The 21,883-nt window shown below is 32.5% G+C and carries 16 protein-coding genes; 7 read left to right on the top strand and 9 right to left on the bottom strand.

Annotated elements, in window-relative coordinates:
• The first annotated feature begins 86 nt into the window (after positions 1–86).
• Complete coding sequence (gene glcT / locus KA883_RS00290; protein WP_046206911.1) at positions 87–923, top strand: glucose PTS transporter transcription antiterminator GlcT; 837 nt, start codon at positions 87–89, stop codon at positions 921–923.
• A 180-nt stretch (positions 924–1,103) separates the two neighbouring features.
• Positions 1,104–3,119, top strand: a complete 2,016-nt coding sequence (ptsG, locus tag KA883_RS00285; RefSeq protein ID WP_046206912.1) for a glucose-specific PTS transporter subunit IIBC — start codon at positions 1,104–1,106, stop codon at positions 3,117–3,119.
• Between the two features lie 85 nt (positions 3,120–3,204).
• Here ptsG and panC read toward each other — a convergent pair whose 3' ends face one another.
• Together panC and panB are read right to left on the bottom strand one after the other, a co-directional pair.
• On the bottom strand, positions 3,205–4,053 hold the full coding sequence (gene panC / locus KA883_RS00280; RefSeq protein WP_046206913.1) for a pantoate--beta-alanine ligase: 849 nt from the start codon (positions 4,051–4,053) through the stop codon (positions 3,205–3,207).
• Positions 4,050–4,862 carry a 3-methyl-2-oxobutanoate hydroxymethyltransferase gene (gene panB / locus KA883_RS00275; protein ID WP_046206914.1) on the bottom strand — a complete coding sequence of 271 codons (813 nt, stop codon included), beginning with the start codon at positions 4,860–4,862 and terminating at the stop codon, positions 4,050–4,052. Before panB ends, panC begins: the two co-directional genes overlap by 4 nt.
• Before the next feature lie 290 nt (positions 4,863–5,152).
• On the opposite strand from panB, the gene KA883_RS00270 reads away from it, so the two are divergent.
• The 4 genes from KA883_RS00270 (at position 5,153) to KA883_RS00255 (ending at position 10,355) form a co-directional block, all read left to right on the top strand.
• Positions 5,153–6,649, top strand: coding sequence for a glycosyltransferase (locus KA883_RS00270; RefSeq protein ID WP_046206915.1), 1,497 nt, complete (start codon positions 5,153–5,155; stop codon positions 6,647–6,649).
• A gap of 301 nt (positions 6,650–6,950) precedes the next feature.
• The gene (locus KA883_RS00265) at positions 6,951–7,631 is read left to right on the top strand and encodes a M15 family metallopeptidase (RefSeq protein ID WP_046206916.1); all 681 of its coding nucleotides are present in this window, start codon (positions 6,951–6,953) and stop codon (positions 7,629–7,631) included.
• A 60-nt stretch (positions 7,632–7,691) separates the two neighbouring features.
• A complete protein-coding gene (pbp4, locus tag KA883_RS00260) occupies positions 7,692–8,891 on the top strand; it encodes a penicillin-binding protein PBP4 (RefSeq protein ID WP_046206917.1) in 1,200 nt (399 codons plus the stop codon).
• Positions 8,892–9,083: 192 nt separating this feature from the next.
• Entirely contained in the window at positions 9,084–10,355 is a 1,272-nt protein-coding gene (locus KA883_RS00255) for an amidohydrolase family protein (protein WP_046206918.1), read from the top strand.
• A gap of 101 nt (positions 10,356–10,456) precedes the next feature.
• Here KA883_RS00255 and KA883_RS00250 read toward each other — a convergent pair whose 3' ends face one another.
• The 7 genes from KA883_RS00250 to KA883_RS00220 form a co-directional block, all read right to left on the bottom strand.
• Entirely contained in the window at positions 10,457–11,908 is a 1,452-nt protein-coding gene (locus tag KA883_RS00250; RefSeq protein WP_046206919.1) for a glycoside hydrolase family 1 protein, read from the bottom strand.
• Positions 11,909–11,932: 24 nt separating this feature from the next.
• Positions 11,933–13,363, bottom strand: a complete 1,431-nt coding sequence (locus tag KA883_RS00245) for a 6-phospho-beta-glucosidase (protein ID WP_046206920.1) — start codon at positions 13,361–13,363, stop codon at positions 11,933–11,935.
• Between the two features lie 18 nt (positions 13,364–13,381).
• On the bottom strand, positions 13,382–15,340 hold the full coding sequence (locus KA883_RS00240; RefSeq protein ID WP_046206921.1) for a beta-glucoside-specific PTS transporter subunit IIABC: 1,959 nt from the start codon (positions 15,338–15,340) through the stop codon (positions 13,382–13,384).
• A 297-nt stretch (positions 15,341–15,637) separates the two neighbouring features.
• On the bottom strand, positions 15,638–16,462 hold the full coding sequence (gene licT, locus KA883_RS00235) for a BglG family transcription antiterminator LicT (RefSeq protein WP_046206922.1): 825 nt from the start codon (positions 16,460–16,462) through the stop codon (positions 15,638–15,640).
• Between the two features lie 175 nt (positions 16,463–16,637).
• Positions 16,638–19,046 (bottom strand): heavy metal translocating P-type ATPase, encoded by a 2,409-nt coding sequence (locus tag KA883_RS00230; protein ID WP_046206923.1) that lies wholly within the window; start codon positions 19,044–19,046, stop codon positions 16,638–16,640.
• Complete coding sequence (locus tag KA883_RS00225; RefSeq protein ID WP_046206924.1) at positions 19,039–19,383, bottom strand: ArsR/SmtB family transcription factor; 345 nt, start codon at positions 19,381–19,383, stop codon at positions 19,039–19,041. The genes KA883_RS00230 and KA883_RS00225 overlap by 8 nt, the downstream gene beginning before the upstream one ends.
• Before the next feature lie 399 nt (positions 19,384–19,782).
• Positions 19,783–20,400: a TetR/AcrR family transcriptional regulator gene (locus tag KA883_RS00220; RefSeq protein ID WP_107365629.1), complete on the bottom strand. Its 618-nt coding sequence runs from the start codon at positions 20,398–20,400 to the stop codon at positions 19,783–19,785.
• A gap of 160 nt (positions 20,401–20,560) precedes the next feature.
• Here KA883_RS00220 and KA883_RS00215 point away from each other — a divergent pair, with 160 nt between their 5' ends.
• A complete protein-coding gene (locus KA883_RS00215) occupies positions 20,561–21,850 on the top strand; it encodes a YhgE/Pip domain-containing protein (protein WP_064209912.1) in 1,290 nt (429 codons plus the stop codon).
• Positions 21,851–21,883 lie beyond the last annotated feature (33 nt).

Raw genomic sequence — 21,883 nt, 5'->3', positions numbered from 1 at the left:
TAATTTGAAAGAACTACATCTTCTTAGTTTTAATTTATAAAAATACGCTATATAATTTTAAGCAATAACTTAGAAAGGTGTATATGATGGGTCAATATCAAATTACAAAACCATTAAACAATAATGTTATTATTTGTATGCATCAAGAGCGTGAAGTGGTACTTATTGGCAAAGGAATCGGGTTCAATAAGAGACCAGGGATGGTTGTAGATGATGAGACAATGATAGAAAAAGTTTATGCGCTAGAACAGAAAAAGCAACAAGAACATTATAAAGCACTTATTGAACATGCCGATGATTCTGTCATTCAAGCGATTATTGAAGCGATTAATATGATTACTAATACAGATTTAGAAATTGATGATAATCGCTTAATTGTAGCGTTAACGGATCACATTATATTTGCATATAAACGACTCACGCAAAATCAATATATTAGTAACCCTTTTGCAATCGAAACGAGACATCTATACCCTGAAGCTTATAAAATAGCTGCTTCAGTTATCTATAAACTCAATTCGGTATTGTCACTTCAATTTCCAGAAGATGAGGTTGGTTTTATAGCATTACATATTGCATCTAATATGGAAAAGCTAACAATGAGTGAAATGAATAACATTAATGATTTAATCAGTAAATGTATTCAAATTGTGGAGCATGATTTACACCAATCTATTGATACGACGTCTGTACAATATCAAAGATTTATTAGACATATTCAATTTTTAATTAGAAGACTGAGTATAGGTGAAACGATCAAGTCGCAAACTGAATTTGAAAAGATGTTGAAAGCGCATTATCCGCTGTGCTATAATGTTGCTGTCAAAATAATGAAAATGATGCAAAAACAGTTAGGTGTCACGGTATACGAAGCAGAAGTTATTTATTTAACGTTACATATCAACCACTTAACACAACAATAAATAAGCACGTGTAACTGATTCGATCAGGCATGAGTACTTAGACAGAGCAAAAGCTCAGTTTATTTACTCATGCCTTTTTTTGTGCCTTTGATCTTGTTTTGACGAAAAATAAAGGGACTTATAATATATTATGTTTTGTACATGAACGTTACATAGTTTCTTGAAAATGGAGGATATATTATGTGGAAGAAATTTTTTGGTCAGCTTCAACGTATAGGTAAGGCTTTGATGTTACCTGTGGCCATTCTACCAGCAGCCGGTTTGTTATTAGCTTTTGGGACAGTTTTACAAGGAGACGTTTTACAATCTTATCTCCCATTTATTAAAGCAGATGGATTTCAACATGTTGCTCAAATGATGGAAGGCGCAGGGGTTGTCATTTTCGATAATTTACCTATGATTTTTGCATTAGGCGTGGCTATCGGTTTAGCTGGCGGAGATGGTGTTGCTGCGATTGCTGCATTTGTAGGGTTTATGATTATGAATAAAACCATGGGTGCATTTTTAGGTATTACATCAGATAATGTCAGTGATGCTGCTAGTGGTTATGCAAATGTACTAGGCATACCTACCTTACAGACAGGTGTGTTTGGAGGGATTATCATTGGGACGTTGGCTGCATGGTGTTATAACAAATTCTATAATATTTCATTGCCAAGTTATTTAGGATTTTTCGCTGGTAAACGCTTTGTACCGATTATGATGGCAACGTGTTCTTTCATTCTTGCATTTCCTATGGCGTGGATTTGGCCAACCATTCAATATGGTTTAAATGCATTCAGTGAAGGTCTCTTAGAATCTAATACAGGTATAGCCGTATTCTTATTTGGCTTTATTAAACGTTTGTTAATACCATTTGGTTTACATCATATTTTTCATGCACCATTCTGGTTTGAATTTGGAAGTTTTAAAAATGCGGCTGGACAAATTATTCATGGAGACCAGCGAATTTTTATTGCTCAAATCACTGAAAACGTACCACTGACAGCTGGTAAATTTATGGGTGGGGAATTTCCGGTAATGATGTTTGGACTACCTGCTGCTGCTCTAGCAATTTATCATTCGGCAAAGAAAGAAAATCGTAAAGTGGTTGGTGGTTTGATGTTATCAGGTGCCTTAACATCATTTCTTACAGGTATAACAGAACCGTTAGAATTTTCATTCTTATTTGTAGCACCGCTCTTGTTCTTTATTCATGCAGTGCTAGACGGCTTTGGCTTCTTAATTATGTACTTATTGAATGTACATTTAGGCTATACTTTCTCAGGTGGATTTATTGATTTCTTACTGTTGAATATCTTACCTAATAAGACAGCTTGGTGGCTTGTTATTCCAGTAGGCATAGTCTATGCAATACTTTATTACTTTATATTTAGATTTATTATCAAAAAATTAAATTATAAAACGCCTGGTAGAGAAGATAAAGAAATGCAAAATAATTCTGTATCAGTAAGTGAGTTACCATTTAAAGTTTTAGATGCAATGGGTGGAAAAGAAAATATTAAACATCTTGACGCATGTATTACACGTTTAAGAGTAGAAGTTAATGAAAAATCTCAAGTAGATGTTGAAAGTTTGAAACAACTAGGTGCTTCAGGCGTACTAGAAGTAGGCAATAATATGCAGGCGATTTTTGGGCCGAAATCAGATCAAATTAAGCATGATATGGCACAAATTATCGCTGGTAATATCACAAAACCAGAAGAGACAACGATTGAAAGTGAAGCGATGAATGAATCAGTTACAGTTGAAGGTGAAACGATTTATGCACCACTTAAAGGTCGTACAATACCGTTGGATGAAGTACCAGACCAAGTATTTAGTGATAAATTAATGGGTGATGGTCTTGCGATTTATCCAGATAATGGAGAGGTTGTGGCACCGTTTGATGGCACAGTAGAGTTAGTCTTCCCTACCAAACATGCGATAGGTTTAAAATCTGAATCAGGTGTAGAAGTGTTAATACACTTTGGTTTAGAAACTGTTGGATTGCAAGGAGAAGGTTTTACAGTACATGTAGATTCTGGAGACACGATTGTAAAAGGTCAATCACTTATGACTGTAGATTTAGACTATATTAAAACACATGCAAAAAGTGACATTACGCCGATTATCGTAACTAATTCTGGAGAACACGAGATTAAAACAACACATGACGGTGCAGTCGACACAGGAGAAGTGTTAATTAAATTATAATATATATAAAACCTCTTAATTCACAATATCGTGTAATTAAGAGGTTTTTTGTAGAAAAACAGTATTAATCTTATCATTCAATCAATTAATCTCCGATAATCATATTATCTATTAAACGTGCTTTGCTGAATTTTACAGCTAGTGAAATGAAAATTTTTCCTTTAATGTGTGTGATTGCTTCTAATTCTGGATAACTATATATAGCTACCGTTTCTATGTTACCGGATGTATGCTGTTCAATATATGTTTTAGCTGTGTCTATTAATTTGGCACTATTACGCTCTCCTTGAAGATATTGTTCGTTTGCTAACTGTAAGCTTTTATATAGTGCAGGCGCTTCTTGTCGTTCTGTATGCGTCAAATAAACGTTGCGTGAACTTTTAGCGAGACCATCAGATTCACGTACTGTATTAACACCAATGATGTCTATTGGATGATTAAAATCCATGACCATTTTTTCGACGATAGCTAGTTGCTGTGCATCTTTTTTGCCGAAATACGCACGTTGTGGGCGAATAATGTTAAATAACTTGTTAACAACTGTGATGACACCATTGAAATGGCCAGGACGTTGTGCACCTTCTAAAACAGTGGCGAGCCTACCAGCATTTAACTTTATCGTAGGTTCTTCAGGGTACATCTCTTCTGCTTCAGGATAAAAGATATAGTCTACACCAACCGATGCTGCTTTAATTTTATCTTGGTCTATATTCCTAGGATATGCATCAAAATCTTCATTTGGTCCAAACTGTAGTGGATTTACAAAAATGCTGATGATTGTAACATCATTTTCCATTACGGATTGTGACATCATTTCCAAATGGCCTTCGTGTAAAGCACCCATGGTTGGAACAAAGCCGATGGACTGATTATTTTCTATTAAATTTGCACTTAGTTTACTCATTTCTTGAATAGATGTAATTAATGTTGTCATTCTGATACCTCATCCATAATTTGTTTTTTATACGTATGTGATTCATCAGGAAATATTTCGTTTTTGACTTCTTGATGATACTGCATTAAAGCTGTGATGCCGCTGGAAAAGTCTCCATATTGCTTGACGAATTTAGCTTGGTGTGGCACTTCATAGTTCAGCACATCATGATAAACCAATACTTGTCCATCAGTATCCTTACCTGCTCCTATACCAATCACTGGGATGTCTAAATTTTTGGTGATTTGTGCAGCTAAATCACTCGGAACAGCTTCTAAAACGAGCATAATGGCGCCAGCTTGTTGTACAGCGTAAGCATCATTTATGAGTTGCTGTGCTGTTTCTTTTGTGTTGGCTTGCATCTTGTAACCAGTGATACCAACGCTTTGTGGTGTAAGTCCTAAATGTGAAACGACTGGTAGACCAATGTGATTACAATTTTTTATAAAATCAATTAAATGTGCACCTTCAACTTTGATTGCATTTGCACTAGTTTGTTTGTATAAAGCTATAGCATTTTCTAAATCAGAGTGTTCGCTGATGCCAACAGCGCCAAAAGGAACATCAACAACCATAAATGTATTAGGGGCACCACGTCGCACAGCTTTCGCGTGATGGATCATATCTGACATTGTTACTTGAACTGTACTTTCATAACCTAAGACAGTCATACCTAAAGAATCACCAACTAAAAGGGTATCGATTTGTGCAGATTCTGCTTGTTTTGCACTAGGATAGTCATAAGCTGTAACCATTGAAATTTTATTTGCGTGCTGTTTCATATCAATTAAATGTTTTAATGTTAACAATTAAACTCAACTCCGTTGTCTCAATATTTTTATATTTAATCATATATTAACGAATGTATTCAAAAAATAAAATTAATTTAATACATCTTTTTATACTTGATAAATAAATTAAAATGTTTTCTACGAGAAAAATCGACTAAATTGCAAATAATATTAGGTGTGTAATACATATTAGTTTATAATAAATAGTAAATAATAAGTAAAATACACAATATAAATTATTAGTTTTAAAATTTATTAAAGCAAATGATATCAATAATAGACTTCAGGGATGAGAATGAGGGGAAATCATGATTTATACAATAACGAGCACATTACCACCAGTACATGGAGGCAGAACTAAAGCATTGCTAAGCCGAATAAAATTAATAGATAGTGAATTGGGAATCAAAAGTAAAATTTTAACAACGAATTATAATGCCAATTATCCATCTGTTTATGAAAAGTTTATAAATGAAGGAAAGGTGACAGAACATACAGAATTTGAAAATTTATATGATTGGCTGAGTGGTTTCAAACTATTAGAAACGCCAAAGACTAAATTTAAAAAGCAACCAAAGTATCAAACGATGGACCGTGAACTCGAAGGGTTGGAAAGTAAAAGTTTTAAAGATGGAAATGTTATGAGATATTACAAAAATAATAATTATGTATTGTACAGAAAATATTATGACAATAGCAATATAGTTCAACTTGAAGATTTTATGTCATCTATTAGTAAAAAACGGTTAGAACGTTGGGAATATAATGAATTTGGTCAATTGCATAGAAAGATTTATTACACGCATAAACCTTTTTCAAAATTATGTGAAGTTTATTTTGATACATACGGAGCTATATACTGTAAAAAATTTTTTAATACAGAGAGAGAAAGTTTAGATTATATCCAACTTTATAAAGATGATAGACCTTACTTATCCTTTAATAGTGAAAAAGCATTATTTAAATATTATTTCGACCATCGGTTCAGTGAAGATGATGTGGTATTTAATGATGCCAGACTTTTAGATGAACCATTATTAAATCAAAAACATGCGACTAAAAATATTTTAGTTTTTCATAATAGTCATTTGAATGGACAACAAATGAAAGGTTCATATAAATTTGCGCTCAATCATTCTGAAAAAGTAGAAAAATATTTAATATTAACTGAAAAGCAAAAAGAAGATATTTTTAGCCAAGTACCACTAGATGAAAGACAATTATCAGTAATACCACATTCGATTAAAACTTATAAATCACTTGCAAACGAAAATAAGTTAGATCGCTTTGTTTTTATAGGTAGATTAGGTTTTCAAAAACAAGTAGACCATTTAATTAAAGCGTATAAGCAATTTTTAGATTATGGCTATGATACGAAATTATCCATATTTGGTATGGATGAAGATGGACAGAAAAAAGTGTTGTTGGATTTAATTGAGCAGTTTGGCATTCAGGATCAAGTAGAAATCAACGCTTTTACGAATAATCCTTTGAGAGAATTTCAACAATCAAAAGCCTCACTTTTAACAAGTAAATTTGAAGGATTTGGTTTAACTGTCATGGAGAGTATCGAAGTTGGTTGTCCAGTAATTGCTTATGATGTGAGATATGGACCGTCAGAGATTATAAATCATGGTGTGAATGGTTATCTCGTTGAGCCAGATAATATTAAAGCGTTTGCTGACTGTATGGCTAAAATCATCGATGAGCCATTTAATAACGTACAGACTAGACCCGAACTTAGTCATGATAAAGCTGTAGAAAATTATAAAAAACTATTTCAAGACATCGGGTATACTAAATAATAAAATTTTTTCCGTCTCTCTTTATCATATATTTATCAGTATGTTTCTGCTGCATATTTTACAAAATAAAACATATACGAAAAAACAGTTGTCATTGCTTAATCAAAGCAGTGTCACTGTTTTTATTTTGTTATTATCCATTTGAAGGTTGGTCTTTGTGATTTAAAATATTAATAAATTGAATAAAATACTTGTCTCTTATATACAGCGTGTTATATTAATGTTAATTGCAATTGTTTTTTAAACTATTTTATTGTTCGTCAATATTTGTTTTGATTATACTTTTTAAAAAGGGGTAACAATGAATAAATTTAAATTATTGATTATCATGTTGTGTTTAGTCTTAGTTGGATGTTCTGCTCAAGAAAATGAAGCTGAGCATAAAGACAGTAAAAATCATGAAAAACAGCAAAGTAGCAATAGTGAAAATAAGCATCACAAAGAAGTGAAGCATGGTGTAACGTATATTGATGATATTTTAATTGTGAACAAAGATATTTCGTTACCAGAACATTTTAACCCTGGAGAAAATAAAAAAGCACGTCATGCATTACAGAAACTTTTAAATGATGGTAATAAACAAGGATTTCAATTATCAAACGCTAGTGGTTTCAGAAGTTATCAAAGTCAAGAACAGTTATTTGACCAATATGTTCAAAGAGATGGAGAAAAAGCAGCCAATAAATATAGTGCGAAACCAGGACATTCTGAACATCAAACTGGACTGACATACGACATTGTTTCTGAGAATACAGACACCAACTTTAAAACTTCTTTTGGTAAGACCGAGGAAGGTCAGTGGCTCAAAGACAATGCTTACAAGTACGGTTTTATCATCAGATATCCCAAGAATAAAACACATATTACGGGATACCAATATGAACCGTGGCATATCAGGTATGTTGGAAAAGATACAGCTAAAAAATTATATAAAAGTAATGAAACATTAGAAGAGTACTTAGATCTATATCCAAAAAAATAAGATCAAATTCGAAATGTGCTTGATTAGTTAATATAAATTTTTAGAGAGGAATGGTCATCATTGTTTAAGAAATTAAGTGTGGTGATGCTAAGTTGGTTGCTCACTTTAACTGTTATTGCACCAACAACGACAATAACTGCTAAAACAGAAAAATCACCGAGTTCTAAGCAAAGTACACAATATAAACCAGAAAGTGTTAGTGTGACAGCACAAACAGGTCAAATTTTATATCAAGATAAAGCTGAAAAAGTAACGGATCCGGCTTCGTTGACTAAAATGATGACGATGTATTTGACATTGGATGCAATCGAAAACGGAGATATAAAACCTACAGACAAAATAAAAATCACTTCTGATTATGAAAAAATGTCTGTATTACCTGATTTGGCTAGTGTTCCTTTAGAGAGAGGAAAGTCATACTCTATTAATCAATTTCTTAGACAAATTACTTTAGAGTCGAGCAATGCAGCGACACTAATTCTAGGGGAAAAGGTGAGTGGTTCAACATCAAAATTTACAGATGAAATGAACCACAAGGCAAAAAAACTCGGTATGAATCATACGCGTTTTGTGAATCCTACAGGTGCTGACAACCATCTTTTGCAACAATATGCACCCAAGCAATATCAAAAAGAACGTAAAACACAAACTACTGCAGATGATATGACCATTCTAATGCAACATTTATTAAAAGATCATCCTAAAATATTAAAATATAGTTCTAAAACGACAGATAAACAATTTGGAACAAATTTAAAAACAAAAAATCTTTCTTTAAAGGGACAACGATTTGAATTAAAAGGTGCAGATGGATTGAAAACTGGAACAAGCGATGAAGGTTATAGTTTAGCGTTAACAGGTAAACGCAATGGTTTACGTCTCAATGAAGCGATTCTCAACGTGAAGCCATATCCAAGTATGAAAGCTAAAAATGAACGCCATAAAATTGCCAATGCGCTTATTAATAAACAATTTAAAAAATATGAATACCGAAAAGTATTAAGTGAAGGCGAACACGAAATTAACGGAAAAACGTACCAAGTTAAGCAGGATTTATATGATGTAGTTCCTAAAAAAATGGATCATTTAAAGTTTAATGTGAATAAAGAAGGCAAGGTATATGTGGCATATAAGCGTCAATTTATGAAAGGTTCGCATGCCCCCCAAGTAGATGCTACAGTTAAAAAAGAAGACAATAAATTTACTGCATTTTTCAAAAATTTGTTTAGCAAAGATGCGCATAAAATGTCACAAATATAATCTGTATATTTCTAATTAAATCATTCAATTTATCTGCTGATACCACGATTGTGTGACGTGTGTCAGCAGATTTTTTGTTGTTAATTAAGTTCAATCTATTAAGTTGGTATTCATTGCAAACATATTCACTGGGTAATCATTGCTTATACATGTATTAAGGCTTATGGTAGAAGTGTATAGGAGGTTTTATGAATGCGTAAAAAATTCATTAATGCATCAATTTATAAGTATGATGAAGCTTCAGAAATTTTAGTGGAAAACGGTAAGTTTAAAACATTTGGAAAGAACCTTGGTGAAGCGGATGAAGTAATTGATTTAGGAGGCGCTTTAGTCTTGCCACCATATGTAGATGCGCATCTTCATCTAGATTATTATTTTACAGGACAAGACACTCAAATCAAAAACACATCTGGGACGTTATTTGAAGCAATTGATTTATGGAATGATTATAAAAAAGGCACTACAAAAGAAGAGATGAAATCACGTATGCGTCAAGCAGTCAAAGACGTTGCAAGCTATGGTACACAATATATACGTGCTCAGACGGATTGTACTGACCCCAATTTAACGGGCATCAAAGCAGCACTTGAAGTAAGGGATGAATTGAAAGATAATATTACAATTCAGGTCGTGGCGTTTCCTCAAAATGGTATGTACGCTTTTGAAGCGCAAGGTAAAACGGGTCGTGATTTAACTGAAGAAGCCTTAAAATTAGGTGCAGATTGTGTCGGTGGTATTCCACATAACGAATGGAGCCCAGAAGAAGGAACGAAATCAATTAAAGAAATCGTTAGACTTGCGATCCAATATAATAAATTAATTGATGTACACTGTGATGAAACAGATGATGTACAAGCACGTTTCTTAGAAATATTAAATGCTGAAGTGATGAAACAAGGATATGGAAATGCTACGACAGCTTCACATACTTGCTCATTTGGTTCAGCAGATGATGCTTATGCATTTCGAATGATGGGTCTATTTCGTCAATCAGGTTTAAACTTTGTCTCTTGTCCAACCGAAAATTTATATTTACAAGGTAGGCAAGATAGTTATCCAAAAAGAAGAGGTTTAACACGTGTTAAAGAGTTTGTAGATAATGATATTAATGTTGCTTTTGGCCAAGACTCAATCGTCGATTTATGGTACCCAGCAGGGTCGGGTAATTTAATGAATATCTTAGATAATGGCTTGCATGCCACACAATTAATGCGAGAAGAAGATTTCCCACGCAATTTCGACTTAATTACTTATAACGGTGCAAAATTAATGCATTTAGATGAGGATTACGGATTATCGGAAGGTAAGCCAGCGAACTTTATCGTGTTGGACGCACCAAATGTATTTGAAGCACAACGTCGACGTGTTGACTGTCTTGCTTCGATACGTAATGGTGAATATCTATTTAGAAAAGAAAAGCCGAAATATACAACTGCATTAGATATTGATCGCCAAACAAAATAATACGTGTAGTTGCATCGTATAAGATAAAATGCTGAGACGATAGAAAGTCCCAGCATTTTTTGTGTATTCATGGCGTGTATTGAAGTGTGTATTTTATGAAACTATAATGACGCTCCATTCGTTGAGATAATATTTTTGTACCATTCAAAAGAATCTTTTTTCATACGTTTCATACTACCGTTACCATAGTTATCTTGATCAACATAAATGTAGCCATAACGTTTTGACATCTCGCTTGTAGACATTGAAATAAGATCGATAGGTGCCCAAGAAAGATAGCCGATTAAGTCCACGCCATCTTCGACAGCCTTTTTTGCTTCAGCCATATGTTTGCTTAAATAGTCTATACGATAGTCATCGTGAATTTTTCCATCAACAACCTCATCAACTGCACCTAAGCCGTTTTCAACTATAAATAATGGCACTCTATAGCGATCCCACAATTCATTTAAAACAATTCTTAAGCCGATTGGATCAATTTGCCAACCCCAATCAGAAGCTTCTAAGTAAGGGTTTTTTAAACTGTTCATCAAGTTTCCCTGTGTTGTTTGTCCTTCTGGAGATACAGATGACAACATAGACATATAATAGCTAAATGATAGATAGTCAACTGTATGTTGTCTAATGATATCTAAATCATTATCTTTAATATCTAACTCAATGCTGTTATCTGTTAAAAATTGTTTGTAAAAATTAGGATACTCCCCTCTAACCTGTACGTCAGTATACATTAAATTCATTTGGTCTTCTTGTTGTGCTTTTAATACATCTTGTGGATCACAAGTATATGGATAATGTTTCATCCTTGCGATCATACAACCCATTTGTGCATTCGGATTAATCTCTTTTAATTTTTGAGTAGCTAAAGCTGATGCTACAAATTGGTGATGAAGTGCTTGATACGAAGCTGCAATAGGATGATCTAATTTATCTGAAATGATGCCGGCTCCCGTAAAAGGTGAGATGTTAATCACATTAATTTCGTTAAATGTTATCCAATATTTCACATCGTTTTTATAGCGATTAAAGACCGTTTCAGCATAGTGGACAAAATGATCAATGACCTTACGATTAATCCAACCATTATATTTTTCAGTTAAACCAAAAGGTGTTTCATAATGGCTTAAAGTTACAACAGGTTCAATATTATATGATTTTAATGTTTTGAATACATCATCATAAAATGCGAGTCCCGCTTCGTTTGGCTCATTTTCGTATCCCTTTGGAAAAATACGTGACCAATTGATCGACATTCTAAATGCCTTAAATCCCATTTCAGCAAATAATTTAATATCTTCTTTATAATTATGATAAAAGTCTATACCAACACGTTTAGGGAAGTGTCCTTGGTATTGGCCGGTTTTAACTTTATTTATGAAATCTGAAGTTACTTCCATATGGTTATCACCTGTGCGTTGACTTTTAGGAACATATTCTGAAAAGTCAGCACTCGACAAACCTTTACCATCAATATTAAATGCACCTTCTATTTGGTTAGCTGCAGTTGCACCACCCCATAAAAAATTCTTTTTAAAACCTTTAATATTTTTCATGTTTAATACCTCACTTTGTTTGAATTAATATGATAAATTTTCGCCATTACTTTGAATAACTTTTTGGTACCAATAGAATGAATCTTTACGATATCTGTTTAATGAACCATTTCCTTGATTGTCTCTATCAACATAAATAAAACCATAACGTTTTTTCATTTCTCCACTACCTGCTGAAACTAAATCTATACATCCCCATGAAGTATATCCAAGGAGTGGTACGCCATCTTTTACCGCTTCGATCATTTGATTTAAGTGGTCACTTAAATATTTAATTCTATAAGTATCATGAATACGACCATCATCTTCAAGTTTATCAATTTCACCTAAGCCATTTTCTACGATAAATAAAGGTTTTTGATAGCGATCATATATTTGATTCATTGTCACGCGTAATCCTACTGGATCAATTTGCCATCCCCAATTTGATGCTTCCAAATATGGATTTTTAAGAGAGGCAAAAGCATTACCAGCTTCTTTGTTTTGATTGATTTCATCATTCCCACTCTCAAGTCGGCTTGAATAATAAGAAAATGAAATATAGTCCACTGTGTATTGTTTTAAAATTTCATCATCCCCAGTTTGTTTATCGATGGAAACACCTAAATCTTCAAACATACGTTTACTATAGTTAGGGTATTCACCACGAGTTTGAACATCTATAAAGATATATTGTTCTCTATTTTTAGAAAGTGCAGCCATCACATCATTTGGATGAGACGTGTTTGGATATACATCACCGGCAGCTAACATACAACCTATTTGATTTGTATTATCAATTTCTTTGGCGATTTTCGTGGCTAAGCTTGATGCGATAAGTTGATGATGTGCGGCTTGATACATAACCTGATTTCTATTTTCATTATCTGGAATAATAAGGCCACCACCAATATAAGGGATGTGTAAAATCATGTTAATTTCATTATGTGTAATCCAATATTTAACTTGGTTACTATATCTTTTAAATAGGACAGTTGCATAATTTAAAAAGAAATCAACGGTTTTACGGTTATACCATCCACCATAATTTTTTGCTAAATAATATGGTGTATCAAAATGGTTGATTGTAACAATGGGTTCAATACCATATTTTTCTAAAGTTTCGAAGATTTTATCATAAAAAGCTAAACCTTTTTGGTTTGGTTCTGTTTCATCACCATTTGGAAAAATTCTTGGCCAAGAGATTGAAAAGCGTAAAGCTTTAAAACCCATTTCGGCAAATAGTTTTATATCTTCTTCATAATGATGATAAAAGTCTATCGATTGATGACTAGGATAAAAATCAAAAGTGTTATTCAATCCTTTAGCTGGGTTGAATAGTGGTTCTTTACGTGCTTCTCCTGCTGGCAGTAGGTCAACCAAACTAAGGCCTTTACCATTTTTATCGTACGCACCTTCAACTTGATTCGCGGCGATAGCACCGCCCCATAAAAAATCATTGCCTAATATTGACATGATATTACCTCCTTATATTTAATAAATAACAGAAATTAATGAATCTTTTTCTTTAACTTTCTGTTGCTCTTCTATCACAACATCTTTGGTTTCGTTTGTATTCGTTATTACTATCATTACAGTGTCATCATATGCATTTTCTTGAATTTTTTGTGAGTCAAACTGAATAAGTGGCTGGTAGGCTGTAACGGTCTCTCCTTGACTTACGAGTGGCTTAAAACCTAATCCGTCTAGTTTCACGGTATCGATGCCGATATGGATAAGCAATTCTGTACCATTTTTTGACTTTAAGCCAATTGCATGACCAGTAGGGAATAAACTTTCTACCGTTGCCTCAAATGGTGCAATAATCGTATCAGAGGATGGTTTAATAGCAATTCCTTTGCCCATTGCGAGAGATGAGAATACAGGATCATCTACAAGATTAAGATTTTTCATTTCACCTGAGACAGGAGATACAATAAAATCATCTTTTGGTTCAGAAATAACTTCATCAACTGAAGTACCTGATGCATTATTTTTGGAATCATCCATTTTTTGTTCTGATTTTGGTGCGGTAGCTTGGACTTTTTGCTCGTTTTTATCAGAGTGTACAAGATATCCAACGATGCTACCCACTAATACGGCTAACAATGAAGCAATGATTGTTGCCCAGAATGCAAAGTCCAATCCACTTTCACCAATAAAGGTTGTATAACCAAAGATACCCAGTCCTCCCATAAAATACATTTTGGTTCCTGCAAAACCAACAAAACCACTAAACAATCCACTAATGATACAGCTATAAATAAAGAGTTTTTTTCTTGGTAAAGTAACACCGTAAATTGCAGGTTCTGTTACACCAAAAATGCCGGATATAGCTGCTGGTAAGGATATAGATTTTAGTTTAGTGTTTTTAGTTTTTAAGAAAAGTCCTATAACGATTCCAGTTTGAGCAAATGAAGCGGCGAAGATTAAGGGATTAATGATATCGTAACCAGATGTAGAAACATTATTTATCATAATTGCAACCAGTCCCCAATGAATACCGAATATGACAAAGACTTGCCAAAATGCGCCTAATAGTAATCCAGCTAATATCGGACTTAATCCATAGATATTTATTGCACCTGAACCAATCCAATTAGCAACCCATGAAGATATTGGTCCGATTATGATAAATGTTAACGGAACAATGATTAGCAAGGTGAAAAATGGGACAAAGAATGTTTTAATAACATCAGGTATAATACGTTTTAATTTCCTTTCCAAAATACTTGCAAAATAAATAGCTACTATAATAGGGATAACACTAGATGTATAGTTCATAGAAATTACTGGAATTCCTAAAAAAGATAAATTTGATTCGACTTCAAAAATTGTTCCGTCGAAAAGTGTATGCGCGCCTTTTGCTCCAAACTCCATTGCAGAAACTAAAGTTGGATACACAATTGCTGCCCCGATAGCCATGCCAATAAAATGATTGGAACCAAATTTTTTGGCAGCAGTAAAACCTAAAAATACTGGGAAGAAATAGAATAACGCGTCACCTAAAGCGAATAATATTTGATATGTTCCAGATGATTCTGTTAACCATCCAAGTGCTAAAAATAACGCGGCAAAGCCTTTAATCATCCCGGCAGCTGCAAGGATACCAAGAATAGGTTGGAAGATACCTGAGATCAAATCAATAAATTGATTTAATATGCTACCCGACTTTCTCTCTTGTGCTTGACCAGCACTAGCTGAATCTAGATGAGTCACTTTAGTAATTGCCTCGTAAACATCAGGAACATGGTTACCTATCACTACCTGGTATTGTCCACTAGATTGCATAACTGTTACAATTTCATCATGATTTTTTAAAAATTCTGTATCGGCTTTGTGCTCATCTTTTAGTTTGAAACGTAAACGTGTAATACAATGTGTAAGCGAATTGATGTTTTCTTCACCACCAACTTTTTCAACAATTTCTTGTGCTAATTTTTCATATTTCATTGGTTCATTCACCTCAATTTTTAATCAGTTTTATAGCTATTTCATGTTTTTTTGAATGTTATATTGAGTGGCCACTCAATGAATTTAAAGCAGTTTGAAAACAAGTAATAAGCTAAAAAACAAAAAAACCCAGAATAATACACATACGCCCCTAGATTAAGGTTCGTAATGCATTACTCTGGGTTTTGCCTACTTAAAGTTACAACCCCAAACGTTGATAACAACGTCTAAAGTAACAATATATAAGTTTAAACACAGTATAGTCTCTATAGAAATAAATGTCAACGCTTACATTTACTATTTTAGTAGTCTTGCAATATGCAAGATTAAATAAACACGTTCATCGTTAGATATTTTATGATTATAATGTTTGAATAAAAAATCTGCTATTTTATCTACACAAACATCAGATTTAGCATACTTTTGTCTTAAAACATCAAGCAAAGTTTCATCTGTAACTTCATTTAAAGACTGTTGATTAATTAGCCTTTGGCTAAAAAATTTAAGGTGTGTCATAAATCTAGAATAATTGAGTTCATCTTCATTGATAGATAGATTGAAATGATAACGGACAATATCAACAATGTTTTTAGTAATTTTAGTGATTTCATAAATATTTGCAATATTTTCATCTAAACTAGCATTCACAATATGCATGGCAATAAATCCAATTTCATCTTTTGGCAACGTAACATTGAAATATCGATTAATCTTGCGTAATCCATCAAGAGCTACTTCATATTCTTTGGGGTAAAGCGTGCGTATTTCATAAAGTAACGGATTTTTGATATCAAAACCATCATGTGTGCGTTCGATGGCATAATTTATATGGTCAGTTAATGCAATATATATTGATTCAGAAATAGGTGAATCATAAAGCTTATTAGCTTCTTTAATAATTTGTTCGGTAACTAAAAGGACATCTTGATTGATTTCATCTAATAAAGTCAACATGCGTTCTTGCTCTTCACTTGTTAAGCGAAATACTTTTTCAATTTTGGCACGCTCTAATTGTTGGCCGTTTTTCTTACCAAATGCTAAGCCATTTCCCATTACGATGCGCTCATTCCCATTAATTTTAGATAGCACAACGTTATTATTTAATATTTTAGTAATTTTCATAATAAAACATTCCCTTAATTATATGATTTCGAATGCTTACATATTAAATATAGTGGAGAAAGTATTGAATAGTCAAAATTTATTATTTAATCTTATTATGAAATTTTATTTTAGTAGTAAAAAAGTTTATATAAATATAAAAATTATAAAAAGCGAGCACTTGAACTGTGCTCGCTTATTGTTTATCTTTTTTTAAATTTAATAATCTCAATGAATTTAAAATAACTAGGATAGCAGCGCCAGTATCGCTGAGGACAGCTAACCATAAAGTTAATAACCCAGGAAATACTAATATGAAAGCAATCAGTTTAATAATCACTGAGAAGTAAATATTTTGCTTGATAATTGTTTTGGCTTTTTTACTAATAGAGATAGATTTTGGAAGTTGCTGTAAGTTATCTGACATCAAAACAATATTTGCTGTTTGCATTGCAGTATCAGATCCGACGCCTCCCATTGCAATTCCTACATCACTTTGGGCAAGTGCAGGTGCATCATTGATACCATCACCAATCATACCAACACGATAACCACGTTTTTGTAAATCTTCAATTGCTGATAATTTATCTTTAGGCATTAATTTTGCATAAGTTTCACGAATACCTGCAAGATTTGCAATTTTGTTGGCGGTCTCTTGATTATCGCCAGTTAACATAACTGTATTTTTAATGTTGTATTTCTGCAACTGATGAATAGTTGATTTTATATTTTCTCTTAATGGATCTTCAATCGTGATCAAACCATATAATGTTGTCGTTGAGGATATGATAATGATTGTGTAACCTTGTTTTTCATAATGACTAAACAGTGATGCATGTGATTTTATTTTGGGTTTAATGGACTCAATCAAACTTTGATTTCCTGCATAAACGATTTGATTATCTATTTTACCTTTGATGCCTTTACCAGTTATATTTTCAAAATCACTAACGTGTTTGGGGGAAATATTTAATTTAGTGGTGTGTTCTACAATAGCTTTACTTATAGGATGTGTTGAATAAGCTTCCAAGCTAAGTGCAAGCTGTAATAGTGTTTGTTCATCACTTTCCATATGTTTAACAGCTGTTACCTTAGGTTTTCCTTCAGTGAGTGTACCTGTTTTATCAAATGCTAATGCATTTAAAGAACCTAATGCTTCTAAGTAATTACCACCTTTAATAAGTACACCATTTTTTGCCGCATTGCCAATCGCTGTCACTATAGCAACAGGCGTTGAAATGACCAACGCACATGGACAAGCGATAACAAGTAATTCTAGTCCTTTATAGAACCATTCACCCCAGGAACCTAATGTAAGCATAGGTGGTATGGCCATTACTAATAGTGCTAATACAAAAGCAACAGGTGTATAAATTTCTGAAAACTTGTCTATAAATGCTTGTGCAGGTGCTTTGTTTTCTTGTGCTGCTTCTACCATATTAATGATTTTTGAAAGTGTAGTATCTGCTACTAATGTAGTAACTTTGATTTTCAATGTACCATTTTCATTAATAGAACCAGCATAAACGTCATCATTCGTTGTTTTATCAACAGGTATAGATTCTCCGGTAATAGGTGATTGGTTTAAGCTAGACGTTCCCTCAGTAATAGTGCCGTCTAATGGTATGCGTTCTCCAGGCTTTACAAGAATAATATCGCCAACGTGAATCTCATGTAAATCTTTAGATATAATACCTTCTTTAGTATATAAGTTGGCTGTTTTGGGCGTTAATTCCATAAGTGATTGAATGGAATTTCTTGTTTTGTCTATCGAAATTGTTTGTAACAAAGTACCAATGGTGAATAGGAAAATAACAATAGCACCTTCGAAAAACTCGCCGATCAGCATAGCGCCAATAACTGCAACTGTCATTAAGACGTTCATATCCAAACTTTTGGATTTTAATGAATAAAACGCACTTTTAAATACTTTCATGCCGCTAACCAATATGGCAATTGTATATAAAATGTAAGAAAATCCAATTGGTAGAGATGTTATTGACATTAATAGCCCGAGTATTATGAATATGGCAGAAATGATTGGTTTAGTAAATAATCTTAATTTCTGCTCATCATTTTTTTTATTGTTTTGTAAAGTGGCAGTATAGCCAATCTTAGCGACTTCTTTTATAATATTTTTTTCATTTTGGCCATCGATATTGGCTTGAAGTTTACCTGTAGAAAAGTTAACTTGTGCATCTTTTACATAGGGAAGGTTCAAAACATGTTTTTCAACGGTTTTAGCACAATTTCCACAGTCCATGCCTTTAATCATAAATATTGTGTTTTGTGTTGATTGTGGTTGAGTGTTTTGAATATCATAACCTAGTTTTTCCACAGTTTTTATAATTTGGTTTGTCGTATTTGCAGTACTCACTTCGGCTGTTAATTTACCAGTAGCGAAGTTAACTTTTGGATTGTAAACAGCATCTAAGGGTATGAGTGCTTTTTCTATCGTTGTGGCACAAGAACTACAATCGATACCATTAACTTGAAAAGTAACTTTCTGTAATGTGTCAGTAGCGTTTTTTATATCTTTTGACACTTTTTCATTGTTCGCATTTTGACAAGTGTTAGTGCAACAAACATCAGATGATTTATTCATCAGCATCATCCATTCTTAAGTTATTATGGTATTTACAAGTGATAATATCATCTTTTGTTTCTTCTACAATATGATCTACCAAACTCAATAATTCTAAAATATATGGATTTTTAATTTGATAATAAATATATTTACCGTCTTGTCTAGCAGTCACTAAGCCACATTCTTTTAGACAAGATAAGTGTTGAGAAATACTAGATTGGCTCATTTTTGAGCTTGAAACAATTTCGTTAACAGTCATTTCGGAGACCTTTAATAATTCTAAAATAGTTAATCTAACTTTATTAGAAAGCCCACGTAAAAAACGTGCCTGTAATGTAAAATCATTACTATTCATTTTGAACACCTCATATTAGTAAAACTTAATATATAACATATTAGCATTATCTAATATGTTATAGAAGAGAATATCGTTAAAAATAAGAAAATGATATAAATTTGTTGGATTTTAGAAGGGAATAAGTGAAAGTAGTAAATATTTGTTGACTTTAAGAGAAGCATGGGGTTGGATACAATAATGCCATTATTACATATAGAAGAGCGTTCAATAATCATGTGTTAACATGCAACGACAAAAAGAAACATGAAAAAAGAGTTGGATTGAATATATTTCTTACTTTTGAGCTGATGTTTTTGCTTGATATTGTGAAATATAGACATTCAACTCATTTTGCAGTAGTGGACATTACACTGATAGAAAAATGTTATTCTTGTCCACACTGCAAGATTAAAGGTATTATTGTTCGCTTATATTATATTGTTCTTTTGCCATTAAACGCAGCGGTCCATAAAATACAATTTTAAATAAACTTTCTACTAAAGTTTGTGGATCAATTTTCCGATTATCTTTCACCCAATATTTAATGAAAGAAATAGATGCACCTGCTACATAACTGTGAAAATAGTCTAGCGGGATGCCATCAACCGTATCTTTTGTAACTAAATGTTTTTTCATATTTTCATACATGACTTGATTTATTTTTGTTTCTAATTGGCTTCTTCTTTCTAACATAAATATGGTTTTATAGAATTCAAAGTTTGTATCGATATGGAGGATGATTTTTTTTAATTTTTCTTCAGTAAAAATACGAGCAAATGCTTCTGCATCCATGCCTACATAAAATTTATCTTTTGTGCTTAATGTATTAGACAAGTCTTCAATATAACCATTTTCCATTTTATTTAATAGCATATATTTATCTTCATAATGGAGATAAAAAGTACCGCGATTAATATCAGCTTTGTGTGTAATATCACTAATCGTTATTTTATCTAGGTCTTTTTCATTTAATAATTGTATAAATGCATGTTTAATAGCATTTTGTGTTTTTCTAACACGTCTGTCTTCAGCCATATATTGAATCTCCTTTTTATTTAATAGACATTTATCTTAAAAGTGTTCATTAAAGAACGTCTTGAACATAATTGCATATTGTATATTACTTACTAATTATTATAATAGACAATGTGATAAATATTGAACACTGTGTTCGTTAAATAGGAGGGAATTAAAAATGAATATTTTTAAAAATAAATTATTATGGCTTGCACCGATTGCAGCTATTCTAATATTTGTAATATTTTCAGTCGCTTTTTATCCAGCATTTAACCCTAAACCCAAAGATATTCCAATTGCAATTGTTAACAACGATAAAGGTGTTGATATGCAAGGTAAAAATATTAATATAGGTAAAAATTTAGAAGATAAATTGCTAGATAGTAATTCAAATAAAATAAAATGGATTCAAGTTGATAATGAAAAAGATTTAAAACAAGGGATGCAAGAACAAAAATATTTTGGAGCAGCTGTTATAGAAAAAGATTTTTCAAAAAATGCTTTAAGCAAAACACAAAAAGTTGTGATGGATTCTAAAAAAGAAGAAATGCAAGATAAAGTTCAATCTGGAGAAATACCAGCAGCACAAGCTAAAATGATGCAAGAAAAAATGTCACAATCTGGCGAGAATCAACAAATAAAACCTCAAAAAGCAAGCTTTAAAACATTTATTAATGATGGTGCAGGTGCGCAAGTTTCACAAATGTCTTCCCAAGTTTTAAAAGGCATGGGTGATAACATGAACCAACAAATTACTAAACAAAGCTTAGATATTTTAGAGAAACAAAACATTGATTTAAAAGCATCAGATATTCAAAGTTTAACGCACCCAGTTAAAGTGGATAGTGAAAAAGTAAATAAAATCGGTAGTCATCAAGCAGGTGGCAATGGTCCATTCTTAATGTTTATGCCTGTTTGGATGGGTTCTATTATTATTTCTGTATTACTATTCTTTGCATTTAGAACAAGTAATAACATAGCGATACAACATCGTATTATTGCATCATTAGGACAAATTGCCATGACAATTGTTACAGCATTTGTAGGAGCTTTCACGTATGTGTATTTTATGAAACTAGTATTAGACTTTAATTTCAATGCGCCTAATACAACTGCTACATTTATCGCATTAGCAATCATGGGATTTGTCGGACTTATTCTCGGTACGATGACTTGGTTAGGCTTGAAGTCTGTTCCAATCTTTTTCTTATTAATGTTTTTCAGCATGCAATTAGTAACATTGCCAAAACAAATGTTGCCTGATTTTTATCAAAAATATATTGTCGATTGGAATCCATTTGCACATTATGCAAACTCATTAAGAGAAATTTTATATTTACATGGCAGCATTCAATTAGATACAACGATGTGGATGTTTATCGGATTCATGATTTTTGGTGCTATTTCTGCACTGATTGCAGCTATAATTAGAAAACACAGTACAAAACGTACAGAAGTTCCGTCTTAAATTTTTAAAACAGAAGTTTATAAAATATAATAC

The organism is Staphylococcus sp. GDY8P54P (genome assembly GCF_017892645.1).
GTDB classification, from domain to species: domain Bacteria; phylum Bacillota; class Bacilli; order Staphylococcales; family Staphylococcaceae; genus Staphylococcus; species Staphylococcus ureilyticus.
The sequence above is the reverse complement of the archived record's forward strand: the minus strand, read 5'-3'. Positions and strand labels throughout refer to the sequence as shown.

Coding starts and splice junctions, on each gene's coding strand:
- ptsG (WP_046206912.1), top strand. CDS start 1,104: ATGTGGAAGAAATTTTTTGGTCAGCTTCAACGTATAGGTAAGGCTTTG.
- KA883_RS00270 (WP_046206915.1), top strand. CDS start 5,153: ATGATTTATACAATAACGAGCACATTACCACCAGTACATGGAGGCAGA.
- KA883_RS00250 (WP_046206919.1), bottom strand. CDS start 11,908: ATGAAAAATATTAAAGGTTTTAAAAAGAATTTTTTATGGGGTGGTGCA.
- KA883_RS00265 (WP_046206916.1), top strand. CDS start 6,951: ATGAATAAATTTAAATTATTGATTATCATGTTGTGTTTAGTCTTAGTT.
- KA883_RS00245 (WP_046206920.1), bottom strand. CDS start 13,363: ATGTCAATATTAGGCAATGATTTTTTATGGGGCGGTGCTATCGCCGCG.
- KA883_RS00225 (WP_046206924.1), bottom strand. CDS start 19,383: ATGAATAGTAATGATTTTACATTACAGGCACGTTTTTTACGTGGGCTT.
- KA883_RS00215 (WP_064209912.1), top strand. CDS start 20,561: ATGAATATTTTTAAAAATAAATTATTATGGCTTGCACCGATTGCAGCT.
- KA883_RS00220 (WP_107365629.1), bottom strand. CDS start 20,400: ATGGCTGAAGACAGACGTGTTAGAAAAACACAAAATGCTATTAAACAT.
- licT (WP_046206922.1), bottom strand. CDS start 16,462: ATGAAAATTACTAAAATATTAAATAATAACGTTGTGCTATCTAAAATT.
- KA883_RS00240 (WP_046206921.1), bottom strand. CDS start 15,340: ATGAAATATGAAAAATTAGCACAAGAAATTGTTGAAAAAGTTGGTGGT.
- panC (WP_046206913.1), bottom strand. CDS start 4,053: ATGACAACATTAATTACATCTATTCAAGAAATGAGTAAACTAAGTGCA.
- KA883_RS00230 (WP_046206923.1), bottom strand. CDS start 19,046: ATGAATAAATCATCTGATGTTTGTTGCACTAACACTTGTCAAAATGCG.
- glcT (WP_046206911.1), top strand. CDS start 87: ATGGGTCAATATCAAATTACAAAACCATTAAACAATAATGTTATTATT.
- KA883_RS00255 (WP_046206918.1), top strand. CDS start 9,084: ATGCGTAAAAAATTCATTAATGCATCAATTTATAAGTATGATGAAGCT.